Origin of the sequence: Pseudomonas sp. BJa5 (genome assembly GCF_030272875.2) — a bacterium.
Classification (GTDB): Bacteria; Pseudomonadota; Gammaproteobacteria; order Pseudomonadales; family Pseudomonadaceae; genus Aquipseudomonas.
On record NZ_JALRNG020000026.1, the window covers coordinates 24333 to 43336 of the forward strand.

Sequence of the window (19004 nt, forward strand, 5' to 3'; positions counted from 1 at the left end):
GGGAGGTCATCATGGCCAAGCCCTTTCCCATCAACCCCAGTCACCCTGAACGCATCTGCTGGGGGTGCGATCGCTACTGTGCGAGCAATGCCCTGGCATGCGGCAACGGCGCTGACCGGACCATGCATCCTGCTGAAATGCTGGGTGACGATTGGTACCTGCACGGCGATTGGCAGATCGAGCCGCCGCCCGTCAAGGCGTCGGAGGTAAAGGTCGGGCCCGGCTAGGTCGGGCCCGAGACGCGGGGGCGCTGGCGTTCTTTCAGAACAGCTGCTGGTGCCTGTCGAGTTGCTGGTCGACCAGCCATTTGCCATGGGCCAGTGAGGCATGCTGGGCGTTTTCAAGGTCGGCCAGGAACGCCATGTTCAACGGCAGCGACAGGCGCCTGCTGGTATGGCCTTCGGGGTCGGTGATCAGGCATCCGGCGGCAAAGGGGGTAGGGATGCCGTCATGGGTTTCGACGCTGGCGGTGATGGTGTGCTCGCGATGCACGCATTGCAGGGTTCTCATCGTCCTGACCTCGCTGCTGTGGTATCGAAGGTATCCTCGCTCAGGGTGCAGGCTGGGCTGCTCCCTCGGGTATACCACAGCACCGGCCCGGGACGCCCCGGGCCGACGAACGTCGAGGGTCAGCTGAAGGCGGGTACCACCTGCTTGATGAATAACTCCAGCGACTTTTTCTTCTCGGCATGGGGCAGGCTGTTGTCGCACCAGAAGCTGAACTCGTCCACGCCCAGTTCCTGGTAGTAGCGAATACGCGCAATGATCTCTTCAGGCGTGCCGATCATGGTGTTCTTGCGGATGTTCTCCAGTTCGAACTCGGGGCGCTCCTTGAATTTCTCTTCCGGGCTTGGCGCGAGGAAACCGTTGACCGGCACCTGCTTGTTGCCGAACCAGGCGTCGAAGGTGCGGTAGAAGCGCGAGATGGCCTGGGCGCCGACTTTCCAGCCGTCGCTGTCTTCAGGGCTGTGCACGTGGGTGTGGCGCAGCACCATCAGCTGCGGGCGCGGCACGTCGGGGTTGTTGGCCAGGGCGGCTTCGAACTTGTTCTTCAGGTCCAGCACTTCTTCATCACCCTTCATCAGCGGGGTGACCATGACATTGCAGCCGTGCTTGACCGCAAAGTTGTGCGAGTCGGGGTCGCGGGCAGCGATCCACATCGGTGGCATGGGCTTCTGTATCGGCTTGGGTACGCAGGTGGAGGTGGGGAACTTCCAGATTTCGCCGTCATGGGCGTAGTCGCCCTGCCACAGGGCGCGGACCACCGGCACCATCTCGCGCAGGGCCTGGCCACCCTCGGAGGCGGGCATGCCACCGGCCATGCGGTCGAACTCGAACTGGTAGGCGCCACGGGCCAGGCCCACTTCCATGCGGCCGTTGCTGATCACGTCGAGCAGGGCGCATTCGCCGGCCACCCGCAGCGGGTGCCAGAACGGCGCGATGATGGTGCCGGCGCCCAGGTGGATGGTGTGGGTGCGTGCCGCCAGGTACGCCAGCAATGGCATGGGGCTGGGCGAAATGGTGTATTCCATGGCGTGGTGCTCGCCGATCCATACGGTGCTGAAACCGCCGTTTTCGGCCATCAGGGTCAGTTCGGTGAGGTCTTCGAACAGCTGGTGGTGGCTGACCTGTTCATCCCAACGTTCCATGTGTACGAACAACGAAAATTTCATGACGCTTTCCTCGGATCTTGTTGTGGGTCGCCTGTCGGATCAGGCGGTGTGACGCTCGACCGGCGACCTGCGCCTGTCGTAAGGATAGTGGGCCTCAGGCGAAGGCCGGCAGTTCGGCCATCTTGCCCCGGCAGTACACCAGCGGGCTGGGCGCCTGCTCGGGGACGATCAGGTTCTGCACGGCGCCGACCATGATGGCGTGGTCGCCACCTTCATACTCGCGCCACAGTTCGCACTCGATGATTGCCGTGGCACCGGCCAGCACGGGGTTGCCCAGCGCGCTCAGGGTCCAGGCGATGCCCTGGGCCTTGTCCTTGCCCTTGCGGGCGAAGGCGTAGGCTTCGGCCTGTTGGGCGCCGGACAGCAGGTGGATGGCGAAGCGCTTGTTGCGGATCAGCACCGGGTAGGAGTCGGAGCTGTAGTTGGGGCAGAACAGCACCAGCGGCGGATCCATGGACAGCGAACTGAAGGCGCTGGCGGTGAGGCCGACCACCTGGCCGTCATCGTCCAGGGTGGTGATCACGGTGACGCCGGAAGGGAAGGAGCCCAGGACGTTCTTGTAGACGGTTGCGTCGATCATGGTTGTTCCTCGCGGCGTCGGGCCGCTGTTCTTGGCTTGTGTGTCTGATGGTATACCGTAATACCTAGATTGCAAGTGCTATTTTGTCCTGGCCGAGCAACCCGATGAGCGGGAGAAAGCCCTGTGATTACTGGGCTTCAAGGCGAAATCTAGTTGTGTCGTGTAGGTAAAAAACAGATCAGATGCAGGCAAAACAAGCGGTTCAGTCTTGTGGAAATGTTGGAATACCATAATATGGTGCGCAGCTGAGAGGCCACTACGAGCACTCCGCGGCGGTTTCCTACAAAGATAAAAACAGAACCTTTCGAGCTTATTGCCCATGTCCCAGCCGTCTTCGCAACACCAGTTGATCGAGAACCATACGGTCGATTACGTCCCGCCCGCCGAACGCCATGGCCGGGCGCGCGATCTGTTCACCTTGTGGTTCAGCACCAACATCGCACCGCTGCCGATCGTGACCGGCGCCATGGTGGTGCAGGTGTTTCACCTGAACCTGGCCTGGGGGATGCTGGCCATTGTCCTGGGCCACCTGCTGGGCGGTATCGTCATCGCCCTGGCCTCGGCCCAGGGGCCGCAGATGGGCATTCCGCAGATGGTCCAGAGTCGCGGCCAGTTCGGGCGCTTTGGTGCGTTGCTGATCGTGTTCTTCGCGGCGGTTATCTATGTCGGCTTCTTTATTTCCAACATCGTCCTGGCCGGCAAGTCGATTCATGGCATTGCGCCAAGTGTGCCGATGCCGGCGGCGATCATCCTCGGTGCGCTGAGCGCCACGGCGATTGGGGTGATCGGCTACCGCTTCATCCACACCCTCAACCGCATCGGTACCTGGGTGATGGGCGCGGCCTTGCTGGCAGGCTTTGTGATGATGTTCGCCCAGGAGTTGCCGGCCGACTTCTTGAGCCGCGGCGGCTTCAACCTGTCGGGCTGGGTCGCGACCCTGTCGCTGGGCGTGATCTGGCAGATCAGCTTCTCGCCCTACGTCTCGGACTATTCACGCTACCTGCCGCGGGAAGTCGGCATTGCCCGGCCATTCTGGGCAACCTACTTCGGCGCCACCCTGGGGACCATCCTGTCCTTCAGCTTTGGCGCGGTCGCGGTGCTGGCGGTGCCTGAAGGTACTGAAGCCATGGCCGCGGTGGAGCAAGCCACCGGCTGGCTGGGGCCGATCCTGATGGTGCTGTTCCTGCTCAACATCATCAGCCACAACGCCTTGAACCTGTACGGCGCGGTGCTTTCGATCGTGACCTCGATCCAGACCTTCGCCAGTACCTGGACGCCGAGCATCAAGGTGCGGGTGGTGCTGGCCAGTGTGATTCTGCTGGGTTGCTGCCTGGTGGCCCTGAGCGCCTCGGCGGACTTCATCTCGCACTTCATCGGCCTGATCCTGGCCTTGCTGCTGGTGCTGGTGCCCTGGGCGTCGATCAACCTGATCGACTTTTACCTGATCAAGCGCGGTCGCTACGACATTGCCTCGATTTTTCGCGCAGATGGCGGCATCTACGGACGTTTCAACGCCCATGCGATCATCGCTTACGCCTGCGGCATCCTGGTGCAGTTGCCGTTTGCCAACACATCGTTGTACGTCGGCCCGTACGCCAACCTGGTGGAAGGGGCAGACCTGTCGTGGCTGGTGGGGTTGCTGGTGACGTGCCCGCTGTATTACTGCCTGGCGACCCGTGGCAGGGAGCAGGTGGCTCATTCGGCCTGGCAATTCGGTGAGTGATCGATCGCGGGGCAAGCCCGCTCCTACAGGGTAGGGGCGGGCTTGCCCCGCGATTCACTGCTTAGAACTCGGTGGGCTGGATGATCTCGACCCAGTAGTCGTCCGGGTCCTTGATGAACGCCAGGTGTTTCATGCGGCCGTCGCTCAGGCGCTTCTGGAAGGTTACGCCCAGTTGTTCGAAGCGCTCGCAGGCCGCGCGGATATCCGGCACCGAGATGCAGATGTGGCCGAAGCCGCGTGGGTCGGTGTTGCCGTTGTGGTAGGCGAAGTCGGCCTGGTTTTCCGTGCCGTGGTTGTGGGTCAGCTCAAGGATGCCGGGGATGGATTTCATCCACTCGGTGCGCTGGGCGGCATCGGCCGGAACCTGCGCCTTGTCGACCAGGGCGAGGAAGTACAGGCTGAACTCGGCTTCGGGGAAGTCGCGTTTTTCCACCAGGGTAAAACCCAGTACGCGGGTGTAGAAGTCCAGGGACTTGGCAACGTCCTTGACCCGCAGCATGGTGTGGTTGAAGACGAAGTTTCGGGTCGCGGCATCCGGTTGCGCGGTGACACCGGGGAGGGTGTCGAGAGGGTTCAGGCTCATGGGTACTCCGCTAGAAGGGCTGGCTACTGCAAGGCCAGCAAAAAGTCAGGGGACCATGATACGGAACTGAAGCGATTGCGCAAATGCATTGCGCCCCGCCCAAAGGGCGAGGCGCAGGAATAAAGCCCGCCGTGGCGGGCACATGGGGCGCTAGTCCGTTAGCGGTCTTCATCCTGAGTCAGGTGATGTGAAAAAAGTGTGAAGCCACCCCTCACTTGCGCAACCAGCTGTCGACTGTCTTGGCCCCGTACTGTTCTTTCCAGGCCTTGAGGCCGCGGTGGTTGCCACCCTTGGTTTCGATCAGCTCGCCGGTATGGGGGTTTTCATACACTTTGACCACCCGCGCACGGCGGGTCTTGGGCGCTGCTGCCACACCCTTGGTCATGGCCTTGGGGTCGAGAATGGCAATAATGTCACGCAGGCCCTTGTCATAGGCTTTCATCAGTTCGGTAAGTTTGCGCTCGAACTCGATTTCGCGCTTGAGGCCGGCGTCCTTCTTCAGTGCCTCCAGTTGCGCCATCTGTTCTTGAAGCGCTTTTTCGGCAGCACGAAATTCTGCAAGTCTGGACACTGTCTTCACTCCTTTATGTCGGAAGTGGCCCGGCCTGCGTAACAACGCGAAACAACCTGACTAACGCAGCCGCCACCGGGTTGGGCACAACATTGCACTAATAAAGAGTGTAGTAGTCTAGCGGCACGGGGTAAACAGGTAACTTTTAATTGCCCGGTAACGGAACTTTCTTATTTATTTGAGCGTTACCACGAAATAACTAGGCAGCTGCTCGCAGTTCACCTTAGACCATGGTCCAATGGCCCGTGCTAGAGCGGTTGCGAGAGAATGGTCGGTCAGCATTGGTGTTCACTGGTGCTGAGCGCATTACCGGCATTCGGATGGTTGCCGGTTGTTTTTGTCATTCTTTCGGATTGTGCTTCTCATGTTTGCCCCATTCCCTCTCGCCACCGGGCGCGGCAGTGCCGGCCTGCTCGCGATGTTGGCTGCCGCTTCGACTCAGGCCGGCGGTTTTCTTGAAGACAGCAGTGCCAAACTCGAAGCACGCAATGTCTATTTCAACCGCGACTTTCGCGATGGCCACTCCAGTTCCAGCCAGGGGGCGTCAAAGCGCGAAGAATGGGCGCAGGGTTTCATTCTCAATGTACAGTCCGGATACACCCAGGGCCCCGTAGGCTTTGGCGTGGATGCCCTGGGCATGCTCGGGGTCAAACTTGATTCCAGCCCGGCGGACAGCAACAGCGGCTTGTTGCCGTCCAGCGGTCACGATCCGCGCGAGTCGGTGGACCAATACGCCAAGTTGGGCGTGACCGGGAAAATGCGTTATTCCCGGACCGTACTCAAGTACGGCTCGATGTTGCCGGATGTGCCACTGCTCAAATACAACGATGGCCGTCTGTTGCCGACCATGTTCCAGGGCGCCATGCTGACCTCCGAGGAGATCAAGGACCTGAAGTTCAGCATTGCCCGGCTGGACAAGTACACCGCACGTGATTCCACCGATCGCCAGGATATTCGCGTGCATTGCAAGAACAAGCGCTATGCCTGCGATATCACCGCCGATCATTTCGACATGGCCGGGATCGACTACAAGTTCAACGATCGACTCAGTGCCCAGTACCAGGTGGCCAAGCTGGAAAACATCTATCGCCAGCACTTCCTGGGCGTGGTGGCCAGCCAGCCACTGGATGTCGGCAGCCTGTCGGCGGACCTGCGCCTGATCAAGAGTGACGATATCGGCAACGCCCGGGCCGGCGAGATCGATCACCGCGCCTTCAGCGGCATGCTCGGCTACAGCCTCGGTGGCCACAAGGTCAGCGCCGGCTGGCAGCGCATGTATGGCGAGAACTCCATGCCGTACCTGGATGGCAGCAACCCGTACCTGGTCAACTACGCCCAGGTCAACGACTTCGCCGCCGCCCAGGAACGCTCCTGGCAACTGCGCTATGACTACGATTTCAAGGCCCTGGGCGTGCCCGGCCTGAGCTTCTTCACCCGCTACATCAACGGCGATCACATCAAGGTGCCGGGCAGCCTCGACGAGGGCAAGGAGTGGGAACGCGACACCGAGTTCAAGTACCAGGTGCAGAGCGGTACGTTCAAGGATGTCAGCGTGCGCCTGCGCAACTCCACTTTCCGCAGCAACTATGAGAAGTACGCCCGCGACATGGACGAAACCCGGGTCATCGTCAGCTACAACTTCTCGATCTGGTAAGCCGCGCATTGCCTGCCAGGCCCGGCCGGTCGACAATGGCGACGGGCCTGGGCAGGAAATGAACTGCAATGAAACAGCTGCTGTTGATCGGGATCGGGCCGGGCAATCCGCGCCAGATCACCCTCGAAGCCATCGATGCACTGAACCGTGCCCGGGTGTTCTTCGTCCTCGACAAGGGTGCGGACAAGAACGCGCTGTTGCAGGTGCGCAAGGAGATCCTCGAGCGCCATGTCAGCCAGCCGGGTTACCGGCTGGTGAGTGTCGAGGATCCCCGGCGCGAGGCGGGAGCCGCTGACTATACCGGTGCCGTGCAGGACTGGCACCGGCAGCGCGCCGTGCTGTACGCCGAACTGATCGAACGGGAACTGGCCGACGGCGAGTGCGGCGCCTTCCTGCTCTGGGGCGAGCCGACCCTGTACGACAGCACCCTGCGGATTCTCGATCAGGTCCGGGGCCGGGGCCTTGCGTTCGACCTTGAGGTCATCCCCGGTATCAGCAGCGTGCAGGCCCTGGCTGCCCGCCATCGCATCGCCCTGAACCGCATCGGCGAGCCGTTGACCCTGTTGCCGGGGCGGCGACTGGCCGAGCAGGCACGCATCGACAACCTGGTGGTGATGCTCGACGGGCAGTGCGCCTTCGCCCGGCTGGAAGACCCGCAGCTGTACATCTACTGGGGTGCCTACCTGGGCACGGCAGACGAAATCCTCATCAGCGGCCCGTTGCTGCAGGTCAAGGCGCGTATCCTTGAGCAGCGCGAACAGGCACGGCGGCGCAAGGGCTGGATCATGGACACTTATCTGCTGCGTCGACCGCTGTAGCCAGGCGGTTCTTGGCTTCGATCCACTGCGCCATGTACTGGGTGCTCTTGTGCTGGTGGTGACGCAGCATGGCACCGGTGAAGTTGAACAGGCGGTGCTGGTCCAGGTCGCTCAAGGCATATTCGATGCGCTCGACCAGGGCGGTGCTGTGCTGGCGTCGGTCGTAACGGGCACCGAGCAGTTGCAGACCTTGCTGCTGCGCCTGCCGCCAGCGTGCCTCATCGCTGTACAGCAGGGCGGCGGCTTCGGCCAGGGCTTCGCCGGTGCTGGCCACGGCACCGGGCCAGGGCAGGGCGCCATGCATGGCTTCGGCGCCGATCGGCGTGGTCACGCTGGGGGTGCCGCAGAGCATGGCATCGGTCAGCTTGCCCTTGATCCCGGCACCAAAGCGCAGCGGCGCCAGGCAAATGCGCGCGTCGCTCATCACCTGCAGGGCATCCTCTGCCCAGTTCATGATGTGAAAACCCTCGGCCGGCTTGTGCAGGGCGGTGGCCTTGGGCGGGGTGTAGGCGCCGTAGATGTGCAACTGGGCCTGGGGCAGGCGGCGGCGGATCATCGGCCACAGGGTGTTCTTCATCCACAGCACGGCATCCCAGTTGGGCGCGTGGCGGAAGTTGCCGATGCTGAGGAAGTTCGCCCGTTCGGCAAACGGCTTGAATGGCTGGCTGGGCACATCGACCATCAGCGGGCACCAGTGCAGCAGGTGCTCCGGCACGCCGAAGCCGTTCTGCAGCAGATCGATCTCGACATCGGAGATCATCAGCGACAGGTCGCTGCGGTAGATGGCGGCCAGTTCGCGCAAGGTCAGGTCGGCCGCGGCCATCTGCCGATAGAGTGCGGGGCCGGAGGTGCTGAACAGGTCGCGGAAGTCGTTGGGGTCCAGGCCTTCGATCAGGCGCTTGCGCAGTAGCTGGTGCCGGGCATCGCGCAGGCTTTGCAGGTCGGAGGTTTCCAGCACGCGCAGGGCGTCGGGGCAGTGCTTTTCCACCCGCCAGCCGAACTGCTCTTCCATCATGAAACGGTCGAACAGCACCACATCCGGTGCCAGTTCGCTGACGAAGCGGTCGAAACTTTCGTCGTTGAGGGCGATGGCCTGCTCGGCGATGCCCAGGCTTGCCAGGTCCGCCTTGTGCTCACCCACGGCGGCCGGGCTGCCGAAGGTCACCCGCCAGCCGCGCTGCACGAAGCTTTCGAGGATCTGCATCATGTGCCCGCCGGCTGCCGACGAGCGCGGCTCGGGCCAGACATAGCCGATGACCAGGACGTTGAGGGCGGGCTTGAGCATGGGGGAGGGGCCTTGGCAAAAACGCCCATTCTACAGGGATTGCCCCGTAGCCGCTGCCGCCAGGCTGCGATCGACTACAGCTGTGGGAGCGGGCTTGCCCCGCGATGCGGCGCTGAGATCAATCGCGGGACACGCCCGCTCCTACAGTATGCTCTGCACCTTGTCGCGCAACTGATCGATGCTGAACGGCTTGCCGATCAGGTGCATGCCCTGGGGTACGGGGATGTTGTCGGCATAGCCGCTGGCGAACAGGACCGGCAGCGAGGGGCGAATTTGCAGGGCCTTCTCGGCCAATTGCTTGCCGGTCATGTCAGGCAGGCCGTAATCGGTCATGAGCAAGGCCAGCGCCTGTCCCGGGTCGGCAATGACCTTCAGCGCCGCAGCGGCATTCTCGGCCTCGACCACCGTGTAGCCCAGCTCCTCGAGCACGTCGACGATCAGCATGCGCACGATGTCGTCATCCTCGACAACCAGCAAGGGCGGGGTAGTTGATGGCATGGCTGGGGTCCTGTGCAGGTGTCTGTTGCAGTTCGGTACGCAGGACAGGATAGCCCGCCGGGCGCGCGCAGGGAACGATTGGCCGATGCGGGTCTCAAATGCTGGCTAAATGCCCCGCCGGATTGCGCAAAGGTGTTTAGACTCATGACAAGATGGCACTCTTGTGTTTGATTCACTTGCCAGGACGGACTGCAATGATTCAACCCGCCTCGATCGATCAGCACAGTTTTCGCAAGCTGCTGAGCCGCAACATCGCCTTGCCGCTGGGGGTGGGCCTGCTCAGCGCCGTGGTGTTCGTGGCGGTGATCAGCTACCTGTTGTCGGCCATCAAGTGGGTGGAACACACCGACCGGGTGATCAACAATGCCAACGAGGCGGTGAAACTGTCGATCGACATGGAAACCGGCATGCGCGGCTTCCTGATCACGGGCGATGAGCGCTTTCTCGAACCCTACGAGGTGGCCAAGCCCAAGGTACTGTCCGGTCTCAACAGCTTGCAGGCGCTGGTCGCCGACAATCCCCAGCAGGTCGACCGGCTGCGGCGGCTGATGAGCCTGCAGCGCGAATGGAACGACTTTGCCAGCGGGGTGATTACCCTGCGGCGCCAGAACGGCGAGTACAGTGAGCCGATCCGCAATGGCCAGGGCAAGCGCATCACCGACGAGATCCGCCGCGAGTTCGATGCCTTCATCGGCATGGAGCAGCAGTTTCGGGTGGCGCGCAACGAGCAGGTCGGTACCCTGACGTTGGTGGCGATCTCGGTGTACCTGGTGTTCATCATTTTGCTCAGCGCCTTGCTGGCGCTGCTCGGTCGGCGTGACCTGCTGGCCTTGTCGTCCAGCTACGCCGACAGCCTGGAGTCCCAGCAACGTGCCAACCAGCGCCTGGAGCAGCAGGCCTGGCTGCGCAGCGGGCAGACTCGCCTGGCCGAACAGGTACTCGGGCAGTTGACCCTGCCGATGCTGGGCAACAATACCCTGCGTTTTTTTGCCGACTACCTGGGCAGCGTGGTCGCCGCGTTCTATGTACGTGACGAGCACGGGAGCCTGCGTCGGGTCGCCAGCTATGGATTGTCTGGCGAGCAGCAGGCGCGCGAGCAGGTGATCGGCGAGCAGGAGGGCCTGCTCGCCCAGGCGGTAAGCCAGGGACGACTGCTGCGTCTGGACGATGTGCCCCACGACTACTTCAAGGTCAGCTCCGGGCTCGGTGAGGGCCTGCCGCGCAGTGTGCTGGTGGTGCCGGCCAGTAACGACGGGCAGATCAACGGCGTGGTCGAACTGGGTTTCCTGCGCCGCCTGGAGGAACGCGACATCGAGCTCCTGGAGCGGGTGGCCGACAACCTCGGCACCTCCATCGAGAGCGCCCGCTATCGCCAACGCCTGCAGGAAGTGCTGGTCGAGACCCAGCAGCTCAACGAAGAGTTGCAGGTGCAACAGGAAGAACTGAAGACCGCCAACGAAGAGCTGGAAGAGCAGTCCCAGGTGCTCAAGGAATCCCAGGCGCACCTGGAGATCCAGCAGGCCGAACTTGAACAGACCAACGAACAACTGGCCGCGCAGCGCGACGAACTCGACCTGCGCAACAGCGAGCTGAACCAGGCCCAGGTCGAATTGCAGGCGCGCGCCGAGGCGTTGCAGCGTTCCAGTACCTACAAGTCGGAGTTCCTCGCCAACATGTCCCACGAGCTGCGTACTCCCCTCAACAGCTCGCTGATCCTGGCCAGGCTGCTGGCCGAGAACGCCGAGCAGAACCTGACCGAGGAGCAGGTCAGGTTCGCCGAGTCGATCCATGCGGCGGGCAATGACCTGCTGCACCTGATCAATGACATCCTCGACATTGCCAAGGTCGAGGCCGGCAAGCTTGAAGTGCGCCCCGAGACCACCCAGGTCGCGCGCCTGGTCGAAGGGCTGCGTGGCCTGTTCGAGCCGCTGGCGAGCGACAAGCACCTGGGCTTTGCCGTGGTCGTCGAGCCGCAGGTGCCGGCCACCCTCTACACCGATCGCCAGCGCCTGGAGCAGATCCTCAAGAACCTGTTGTCCAACGCCGTGAAGTTCACCGAGCAGGGCCAGGTCAGCCTGACTGTTGGCTGGCAGGCGGACACCGGCATGGTCTTTTCGGTGCGCGACAGCGGCATCGGCATTGCCGCCGAGCAGCAACAGGGCATCTTCGAGGCCTTTCACCAGGTCGATGGCACCAGCAATCGCCGCTATGGCGGAACAGGGCTGGGGCTGTCGATCTCCCGCGACCTGGCGCAGTTGCTCGGTGGTCGGATCAACGTCCAGAGCAGCCTGGGCCAGGGCAGTGTGTTCAGCCTGGTACTGCCGCAGCACTATGAACCGGTCGTCGACCCGGTGCCGGCGGTGATCATCGATCAGCCGCCACTGCCGGCCCGTGTGCCCGAGGACCAGGCGCCGGCCAGTACGCAAGCCAGCGAGCGCCCGGCGCCAGCCTTTGCCGATGACCGCGAGCGAGCGCCGTTCGGTAATCGCTGCATCCTGGTGATCGAGGACGAACCCGGTTTCGCCCGCATCCTGTTCGACCTGGCCCATGAGCTGGGCTACAGCTGCCTGGTCGCCCAGGCGGCCGACGAGGGCTATGAACTGGCCGCAGGCTTTATTCCCGATGCGATCCTGCTGGACATGCGCCTGCCGGACCACTCCGGCCTGACCGTGCTGCAGCGGCTCAAGGCGCAGGCCGCCACCCGGCATATCCCGGTGCACATCATCTCCGTCGAGGACCGGGTGGAGGCCGCCATGCACCTGGGCGCCGTCGGTTACGCGGTCAAGCCCACCAGCCGCGACGAGCTCAAGGCGGTGTTCGCCCGCCTGGAAGCCAAGCTGACCCAGAAACTCAAGCACATCCTGCTGGTCGAAGACGACGAGCTGCAGCGCGACAGCATCGCCCGCCTGATCGGCGACGAGGACATCGAGATCACCGCAGTGGGCATGGCCCAGGAGGCCCTGGACCTGCTGCGCGAGCATGTCTACGACTGCATGATCATCGACCTGAAACTGCCGGACATGCTCGGCAACGAACTGCTCAAGCGCATGTCGGCCGAAGATATTCGCGCCTTCCCGCCGGTGATCGTCTACACCGGGCGCAACCTGACCCGCGATGAGGAAGCCGAGCTGCTCAAGTACTCGCGCTCGATCATCATCAAGGGCGCCCGCTCGCCGGAGCGCCTGCTCGATGAAGTGACCCTGTTCCTGCACAAGGTCGAGTCGACGCTGTCCCATGAACGCCAGCGCATGCTCAAGACCGCACGCAGTCGCGACAAGGTCTTCGAAGGGCGCAGGTTGCTGCTGGTCGACGACGATGTGCGCAATATCTTTGCCTTGACCAGCGCGCTGGAACACAAGGGCGCGGTGGTGGAGATCGCCCGCAACGGTCGCGAAGCCATCGCGCGGCTGCAAGCCTTTGAGGACATCGACCTGGTGTTGATGGACGTGATGATGCCGGAAATGGACGGCTATGAAGCCACCCGCCTGATCCGCCAGGACCCGCGCTGGCGCAAGCTGCCGATCATCGCCGTGACCGCCAAGGCCATGAAGGACGACCAGCAGCGATGCCTGGAGGCCGGCGCCAATGATTATCTGGCCAAACCCATAGACCTGAACCGTCTGTTCTCGCTGATCCGCGTCTGGCTGCCGCAACTGGAGCGAATTTGACTATCGAACGCAACACCGACATCGAGATCCGGCTGTTGATCGAGGCCATCTACCTCACCTACAGCTACGACTTTCGCGACTATTCCGGTGCTTCGATCAAGCGCCGTATCCAGCATGCCGTGCGCCAGTTCGGCTGCAGCAGCATCTCGGCCTTGCAGGCGCGGGTCGTGCATGACCCGGGCATGTTCATGCAATTGCTGCAGTTGCTGACCATTCCGGTCAGCGAGATGTTTCGCGATCCCGAGCACTTCCTGGCCATTCGCCGCGAGGTGGTGCCGCTGTTGCGCACCTGGCCCTCGCTGAAGATCTGGATCGCCGGGTGCAGCACCGGCGAAGAGGTCTATTCGATGGCGATCCTGCTGCGCGAGGAGGGGCTGCTGGAGCGCACCATCATCTACGCCACCGACATCAACCCCAGCTCCCTGGACAAAGCCAGGCAGGGCATCTACTCGATGCAGAACATGCACGGTTACGCCGAGAACTACCGCAAGGCCGGTGGCCTGCGCGACTTCGCCGAGTACTACACCGCCGCCTACGGCAATGCCATTATCGATGGCAGCCTGCGCGACAACGTGACCTTTGCCGACCACAGCCTGGCCACCGACAGCGTGTTCTCCGAAACCCAACTGGTGTCCTGCCGCAACGTGCTGATCTACTTCAACAAAACCCTGCAGGACCGCGCCTTCGGACTGTTTCATGAGTCGCTTTGCCACCGTGGCTTTCTGACCCTGGGCAGCAAGGAAACCCTGGATTTTTCGGCCTATGCCAGTCGTTTCGACACCCTGGCCAAGCCCGAACGGATCTACCGCAAGTCATGAACGGCATCGAAGCGGTCACCCTCGGTGCCTCGGCGGGCGGCGTCAGCGCCTTGCTGACCCTGTTCCACGCCTTGCCGGTGGATTACGCCGTGCCCCTGGTGTGCGTGCTGCACCTGCCGGACGACCGCCACAGTCACCTGGCCCAGGTGTTCAGCCGCAGGCTCCGGCGCCCGGTGTGCGAAGCCTGCGACAAGCAGCCCGTGGCCCCGGGCATGATCTATTTCGCCGGCCCCGGTTATCACCTGTCGGTGGAGCAGGATCGCAGCTTTTCCCTGAGCCAGGAGGAGCGGGTGCATTTTTCCCGGCCCTCGATCGACGTTCTCTTCGAGTCGGCTGCCGATGCCTATGGCCCGGCATTGCTCGGGGTGTTGCTGACCGGTGCCAATGAAGACGGTGCCAGGGGCCTGGCGCGGATCAAGGGGCTGGGGGGGCGGACCATCGTCCAGGACCCGCGCGAAGCGCAGGTCGCCACCATGCCCAGGGCCGCGCTGGCCTTTCACCATCCTGACCACATACTGCCGTTGAACGGTATCGGGCAATTGCTCGCCACGCTGGAACTTCCTGAATGCCAAGTCAATTCCAAGCCAAACTGCTGATCGTCGACGACCTGCCGGAGAACCTGCTGGCCCTGGCCGCGCTGGTCAAGGGCAGCGACCGGGAAGTGCACCAGGCCCGGTCCGCCGACCAGGCCCTGTCACTGTTGCTTGAACACGACTTTGCCCTGGCCATCGTCGATGTGCAGATGCCCGGGATGAATGGTTTCGAGCTCGCCGAACTGATGCGCGGCATGGAGAGGACCAAGAGCATCCCCATCGTCTTCGTCAGTGCCGCCGGGCGTGAACTGAACTACGCCTTCAAGGGCTACGAAAGCGGCGCGGTGGACTTTCTGCAAAAGCCCCTGGACAACCATGCGGTGAAAAGCAAGGTGGCGGTATTCGTCGACCTGTTTCGCCAGCGCAAGGCGCTGGACCAGCAGTTGCAGGCACTGGAGCGCAGCCGGGCGGAGCAGGAACTGCTACTGGCCCGGTTGCAGGTGGCGCGCCAGGAGCTGGAACATGCGGTGCGCATGCGTGATGACTTCATGTCGATCGTTTCCCATGAGGTGCGCACGCCGCTTAACGGACTGATCCTGGAAACCCAGCTGCGCAAGCGGCACCTGGACCGGGACAATGCCGATGCCTTTACCCTGGACAAGCTGCGCGCCATGGTCGAACGCGACGAACGCCAGATCAACAGCCTGATCCGCCTGGTCGAGGACATGCTCGATGTGTCGAGGATTCGCACGGGCAAGCTGTCGATCCGCCCCGGCCAGTTCGACCTGAGCCAGCTGGTGGCAGGCCTGGTGGAGAACTTCGCCGCCCAGGCCGCTGCTGCCGATTCGCCCATCGGCTTTTGTGCCGAGTCCGCGCTGGAGGGGGTGTGGGATGAGTTTCGCATCGAGCAGGTGGTGGCCAACCTGATGACCAATGCCCTGCGATACGGCAGGGGCAAGCCGATCCAGGTGCGCACCTTCGCCCTGCACGACATGGCCTGTGTCGAGGTCCGCGACCAGGGTATCGGCATCAGCGCGCAGGACCAGCAGCGTATTTTCCAGCAGTTCGAACGGGTGACCTCGGCCCCGGGCAGCGCGGGACTGGGCCTGGGCCTGTACATCGCCGAGCAGATCGTACTGGCCCATGGTGGCAGCCTTGGTGTAAACAGTGCCGAGGGCCAGGGGGCGACCTTTACCATGCGTCTGCCGTTGTCCAGGTTGCGCGAGGAAACCGACCTGCAACAGGCAACCTCTGCCTGAGCCCGGGGTCGTACTAGTGAATGACTGAACAATAAGGCGTGGGTATGAGTGAAGATGCGCAGGATGTGGTGCTGGTAGTCGAAGACGAGCCGTCGATTCGCATGGTGCTGCGAGATTACCTGGCCAGTGAGGGTTATCACGTGTTGGTGGCCGAAGACGGTGAGCAGGCGTTCAAAATCCTCGCCAGCAAACCGCACCTGGACCTGATCGTTACCGATTTTCGCCTGCCAGGGGGGATCTCCGGGGTCGAGATCGCTGAGCCGGCCCTCAAGCTGCGCCCGGACCTCAAGGTCATCTTTATCAGCGGCTATCCGGCAGAGATCCGCGAGTCAGGTAGCCCGATCGCCTTCAAGGCGCCGATCCTGGCCAAGCCCTTCGACCTGGATACCTTGCGAGACCAGATCCTGGCACTTTTGCGTTAGGCACCCGGCGACCTTTCACACGCAGGCTGACCTCGAGCGCCGATAGCCCGGGCCCCGGCAAAAGCATTCGATAGCTCTCTTTGTAACCAGCAAAGGGAGCGCAGCAATGCGAGTGGGTGTGTTTTTCGACGGTACAGGCAACAACCTGGCCAATAGCGTCACGGCGGCCCCCTGTTTTGCCCCTGGATTCGACCTGCGCACGGCCCCCGAGGCTGTACGGTGCCTGTGTGCCCGCCTGGGCTACGACGAGCAGGGTAATACGCCGCAGGACAGCTATGGCAACGACAAGAGCAATGTCGCCTGCCTGTACGAGCTGTACCAGGCGCGAGCAGGCGAGCCGCTGCTCAAGGTCTATGTGCAAGGCATCGGTACGACGGCAGGTGAGCCGGATGCTGCGTTGAGCATGCTCACCGGGCGCCACGCCCTGGGCATTGGTGCCAGGGTACGTTGGGCGCAGGAAGAACTGGTTCGCCAGCTGAACGCCTGGCAGGCGGCCAATCCCGACCGGCGCATCGATGTGCTCGAGTTCGACCTGTTCGGTTTCAGCCGTGGGGCCGCTGCCGCCAGGCACTTTGCCAACGATCTGGCCAAAGGGGCCGGCAGCCGGTTCTCGGCGTTGTATCCCGGGCCCAAGCGGTCATGGCTGATCAACTTCATCGGCTTGTTCGATACGGTTGCGGCCGTGGTGGCTGCCCACCGTGCGGACTTCAGCCCGGCCGACGACAGGAACGCCGGGCTTGAACTGGCGCTCCCGACGGGCATCGCCAGAAAGGTGGTGCAACTGGTTGCCCGGGACGAGTGGCGCCACAATTTCGCGCTGACCCGCACCGACAACGATATCGAAGTACCGGGGGCGCATGCGGATGTGGGCGGCGGCTACCTGCCGCGTATGCGTGAAGTCCTGCTGCTGACCCGGCCGCACAGTTGCGAGCAGGCGTTGCGCCTTGCCGACGAACACAGCCAGGCGTACACCAGGGCCCGGGATGAACACCAGCGCAATCAGGCGCAATGGGTGCAGTGGAACCTGCAGACGCAGGTTGTCAGCTGGAGCCAGGCCTTGTCCTATGTGCCCAAACGCGACCTTTACCCCTGCAAGCAGGTGTTCGCTGCGGTGCGCGGCGAGCGCTGGGTGGAGGGTGGGTTGTCACGGGTCTACCTGCAGCTGATGCGCGAGCTGGGGATGGCTCACGACGTGCCGTTTGCAGCGCTCGGCACGCAGCCGTCCCTGCAGGCGCCACAGGCGTTGCAGGGCATAGCCACAAGGCTGCTCGGATTCGCGCTGGGGCATACCGGCTCGCCAGGGCTTGGCGCAGAGGAGGAAGGGTTGTTGCGCCAGCGCTACATCCACCACTCAAGCCACTGGAATGCAGCGCGGCATCCCGCCGGCAATGTACTGGACGCGGTCTACATCCACCGCCCCCATGAAACGGGGCGGCGCATGCGGCACGACAACGCCTGACTCAGGCCATCGAATTCAGGCTTTCGCCGCGCAAGGTCCGTTCGATACCGCCGAGCATCATGCTTTCCATCAGCGCCAGGCCCTGGGCCTGGGGCAGTTGCGAAGCCTGCAGCCAGCCGGGCAGGCTGTTGAGCAGGTTGGCAATGACATGGGCGGTGGCTTGCAGCGCCTCGCCGCGCAGGGTGGCCTTGGGCACGATCAGGCGCAGCAGTGCGGTTTCGTACTGCTGGCGCAATTGACCGATGCGTGCCTGCTGGTCCGGGCTCAGGCAACACTGGTCACGCTCGGCCAGGCGGAACTGCAACGGGCGTTCGGCATGCAGCGCCCAGTGCGCGGCGATCACCTGCACCAGGGTCTGCTGATGTGCCCGCCGGCCCTGGTTGAGGCAGGCGAGCAGTTCCTCGTACAACTCTTCGATCAAGTCGTACAACAGGTCCTGCTTGCTCGGGAAGTGGTGATACAACGACCCCGCCGTCAGGCCCAGGTGGCTGGCCAGTTCGCGCATGCTGACCTGGCCAAAACCCTTCTCGGCGAAGAGCGCCAAGGCCTTGTCACGCCGCTCTTCGAAGTTTCCACAGCGCATAACGGCGTTCATCGGCAATGCCTCTCAGTAGGTGAAGAAGCCGCGGCCGCTCTTGCGTCCCAGGTAGCCGGCGGCAACCATTTCCTTGAGCAGGGGGGCAGGGCGGTACTTGCTGTCGTTGTAGCCGTCGTGGAAGGCCTCCATGATCGCCAGCAGGGTGTCCAGACCGATCAGGTCGGCCAGGGCCAGCGGGCCGATCGGCTGGTTGCAGCCCAGGCGCATGCCGGTGTCGATGTCTTCGGCACTGGCCAGGCCTTCCTGGAAGACGAAGATCGCTTCGTTGATCATCGGTACCAGGATGCGGTTGACCACGAAACCCGGGCGGTTGCCGGCGCTGATCGGAGTCTTGCCGACCTGCTGGGTCAGCGCCAGGGCTGCGGCATAGGTCGCATCGCTGGTCTGCAGGCCGCGAATGATCTCGACCAGGGCCATCATCGGTACCGGGTTGAAGAAATGCACGCCGATGAAACGCTCGGGCTGGCTGATCGCCGCGCCCAGCTGGGTGATCGACAGCGACGAGGTGTTGGTGGCGATCACGCAGTCGCTGCTGACGCTGTCGGCGATCTGCTGGAGGATGCGCTGCTTGAGCTCGAGGTTCTCGGTCGCTGCTTCGATCACCAGCTGCGCTTGCGCAAGCTGGGCGTAGTCGGTGCTGGTGCGGATCCGGGCCACGGCCGCCTGGGCATCCTCGGCGGCCAGGGTCTGCTTGCTGACCTGGCGCTCGAGGTTCTTGCGCAGGGTGGCCAGGCCACGCTCCAGCGCCGCGTCGGAAACGTCGATCAAGGTGACCTGGTAACCGGCTACCGCGCACACCTGGGCGATACCGTTGCCCATGGTGCCGGCGCCGATCACGGCAATCTGTTCAATACTCACAAAA

19 protein-coding genes are annotated in these 19004 nt (G+C 63.1%); 10 read left to right on the forward strand and 9 right to left on the reverse strand.

From position 1 onward, the window contains the following. Nucleotides 1-11: 11 nt before the first annotated feature. Nucleotides 12-227 (forward strand): DUF3079 domain-containing protein, encoded by a 216-nt coding sequence (locus M2D63_RS15830; protein WP_285863885.1) that lies wholly within the window; start codon nucleotides 12-14, stop codon nucleotides 225-227. 34 nt (nucleotides 228-261) lie between these two features. On the opposite strand, the gene M2D63_RS15835 is transcribed toward M2D63_RS15830, so the two are convergent. The 3 genes from M2D63_RS15835 to M2D63_RS15845 form a co-directional block, all read right to left on the reverse strand. Continuing rightward, a complete protein-coding gene (locus tag M2D63_RS15835) occupies nucleotides 262-510 on the reverse strand; it encodes a hypothetical protein (protein WP_285863886.1) in 249 nt (82 codons plus the stop codon). A 119-nt stretch (nucleotides 511-629) separates the two neighbouring features. Then, nucleotides 630-1673 (reverse strand): LLM class flavin-dependent oxidoreductase, encoded by a 1044-nt coding sequence (locus tag M2D63_RS15840; protein WP_285863887.1) that lies wholly within the window; start codon nucleotides 1671-1673, stop codon nucleotides 630-632. Nucleotides 1674-1767: 94 nt separating this feature from the next. Continuing rightward, nucleotides 1768-2253: a flavin reductase family protein gene (locus M2D63_RS15845; RefSeq protein ID WP_285863888.1), complete on the reverse strand. Its 486-nt coding sequence runs from the start codon at nucleotides 2251-2253 to the stop codon at nucleotides 1768-1770. 319 nt (nucleotides 2254-2572) lie between these two features. Here M2D63_RS15845 and M2D63_RS15850 point away from each other — a divergent pair, with 319 nt between their 5' ends. After that, nucleotides 2573-3976 (forward strand): cytosine permease, encoded by a 1404-nt coding sequence (locus tag M2D63_RS15850; RefSeq protein ID WP_285863889.1) that lies wholly within the window; start codon nucleotides 2573-2575, stop codon nucleotides 3974-3976. Nucleotides 3977-4037: 61 nt separating this feature from the next. On the opposite strand, the gene gloA is transcribed toward M2D63_RS15850, so the two are convergent. Beyond that, on the reverse strand, nucleotides 4038-4559 hold the full coding sequence (gloA, locus tag M2D63_RS15855) for a lactoylglutathione lyase (RefSeq protein ID WP_285863890.1): 522 nt from the start codon (nucleotides 4557-4559) through the stop codon (nucleotides 4038-4040). A gap of 211 nt (nucleotides 4560-4770) precedes the next feature. Next, nucleotides 4771-5130 carry a histone-like nucleoid-structuring protein, MvaT/MvaU family gene (locus tag M2D63_RS15860; RefSeq protein ID WP_285863891.1) on the reverse strand — a complete coding sequence of 120 codons (360 nt, stop codon included), beginning with the start codon at nucleotides 5128-5130 and terminating at the stop codon, nucleotides 4771-4773. A 364-nt stretch (nucleotides 5131-5494) separates the two neighbouring features. On the opposite strand from M2D63_RS15860, the gene M2D63_RS15865 reads away from it, so the two are divergent. Both M2D63_RS15865 and cobF read left to right on the forward strand, forming a co-directional pair. Then, entirely contained in the window at nucleotides 5495-6784 is a 1290-nt protein-coding gene (locus M2D63_RS15865; RefSeq protein WP_285863892.1) for an OprD family porin, read from the forward strand. Nucleotides 6785-6852: 68 nt separating this feature from the next. Continuing rightward, nucleotides 6853-7602, forward strand: a complete 750-nt coding sequence (cobF, locus tag M2D63_RS15870) for a precorrin-6A synthase (deacetylating) (protein ID WP_285863893.1) — start codon at nucleotides 6853-6855, stop codon at nucleotides 7600-7602. On the opposite strand, the gene M2D63_RS15875 is transcribed toward cobF, so the two are convergent. Together M2D63_RS15875 and M2D63_RS15880 are read right to left on the reverse strand one after the other, a co-directional pair. Continuing rightward, on the reverse strand, nucleotides 7568-8887 hold the full coding sequence (locus tag M2D63_RS15875) for a glycosyltransferase (RefSeq protein WP_285863894.1): 1320 nt from the start codon (nucleotides 8885-8887) through the stop codon (nucleotides 7568-7570). The two genes, cobF and M2D63_RS15875, sit on opposite strands and share 35 nt — an antisense overlap. Before the next feature lie 141 nt (nucleotides 8888-9028). Next, complete coding sequence (locus M2D63_RS15880; RefSeq protein WP_285863895.1) at nucleotides 9029-9385, reverse strand: response regulator; 357 nt, start codon at nucleotides 9383-9385, stop codon at nucleotides 9029-9031. A 194-nt stretch (nucleotides 9386-9579) separates the two neighbouring features. On the opposite strand from M2D63_RS15880, the gene M2D63_RS15885 reads away from it, so the two are divergent. The 6 genes from M2D63_RS15885 to M2D63_RS15910 all read left to right on the forward strand — a co-directional run bounded on the left by M2D63_RS15885 (nucleotide 9580) and on the right by M2D63_RS15910 (nucleotide 17544). After that, on the forward strand, nucleotides 9580-13053 hold the full coding sequence (locus M2D63_RS15885) for a response regulator (RefSeq protein WP_285863896.1): 3474 nt from the start codon (nucleotides 9580-9582) through the stop codon (nucleotides 13051-13053). Continuing rightward, a complete protein-coding gene (locus M2D63_RS15890) occupies nucleotides 13050-13871 on the forward strand; it encodes a protein-glutamate O-methyltransferase CheR (RefSeq protein WP_285863897.1) in 822 nt (273 codons plus the stop codon). Before M2D63_RS15885 ends, M2D63_RS15890 begins: the two co-directional genes overlap by 4 nt. Then, entirely contained in the window at nucleotides 13868-14467 is a 600-nt protein-coding gene (locus tag M2D63_RS15895; RefSeq protein ID WP_285863898.1) for a chemotaxis protein CheB, read from the forward strand. Before M2D63_RS15890 ends, M2D63_RS15895 begins: the two co-directional genes overlap by 4 nt. Next, nucleotides 14437-15663, forward strand: a complete 1227-nt coding sequence (locus tag M2D63_RS15900; RefSeq protein ID WP_285863899.1) for a hybrid sensor histidine kinase/response regulator — start codon at nucleotides 14437-14439, stop codon at nucleotides 15661-15663. The genes M2D63_RS15895 and M2D63_RS15900 overlap by 31 nt, the downstream gene beginning before the upstream one ends. Nucleotides 15664-15707: 44 nt before the next feature. Beyond that, nucleotides 15708-16085, forward strand: a complete 378-nt coding sequence (locus M2D63_RS15905; RefSeq protein WP_285863900.1) for a response regulator — start codon at nucleotides 15708-15710, stop codon at nucleotides 16083-16085. A gap of 106 nt (nucleotides 16086-16191) precedes the next feature. Next, complete coding sequence (locus tag M2D63_RS15910) at nucleotides 16192-17544, forward strand: phospholipase effector Tle1 domain-containing protein (protein ID WP_285863901.1); 1353 nt, start codon at nucleotides 16192-16194, stop codon at nucleotides 17542-17544. Nucleotide 17545: 1 nt separating this feature from the next. Here the strand turns inward: M2D63_RS15910 and M2D63_RS15915 are convergent, their stop codons facing one another. After that, nucleotides 17546-18139 carry a TetR/AcrR family transcriptional regulator gene (locus M2D63_RS15915; RefSeq protein WP_285863902.1) on the reverse strand — a complete coding sequence of 198 codons (594 nt, stop codon included), beginning with the start codon at nucleotides 18137-18139 and terminating at the stop codon, nucleotides 17546-17548. 12 nt (nucleotides 18140-18151) lie between these two features. Continuing rightward, nucleotides 18152-19000: a 3-hydroxybutyryl-CoA dehydrogenase gene (locus M2D63_RS15920; protein WP_285863903.1), complete on the reverse strand. Its 849-nt coding sequence runs from the start codon at nucleotides 18998-19000 to the stop codon at nucleotides 18152-18154. Nucleotides 19001-19004: the final 4 nt, after the last annotated feature.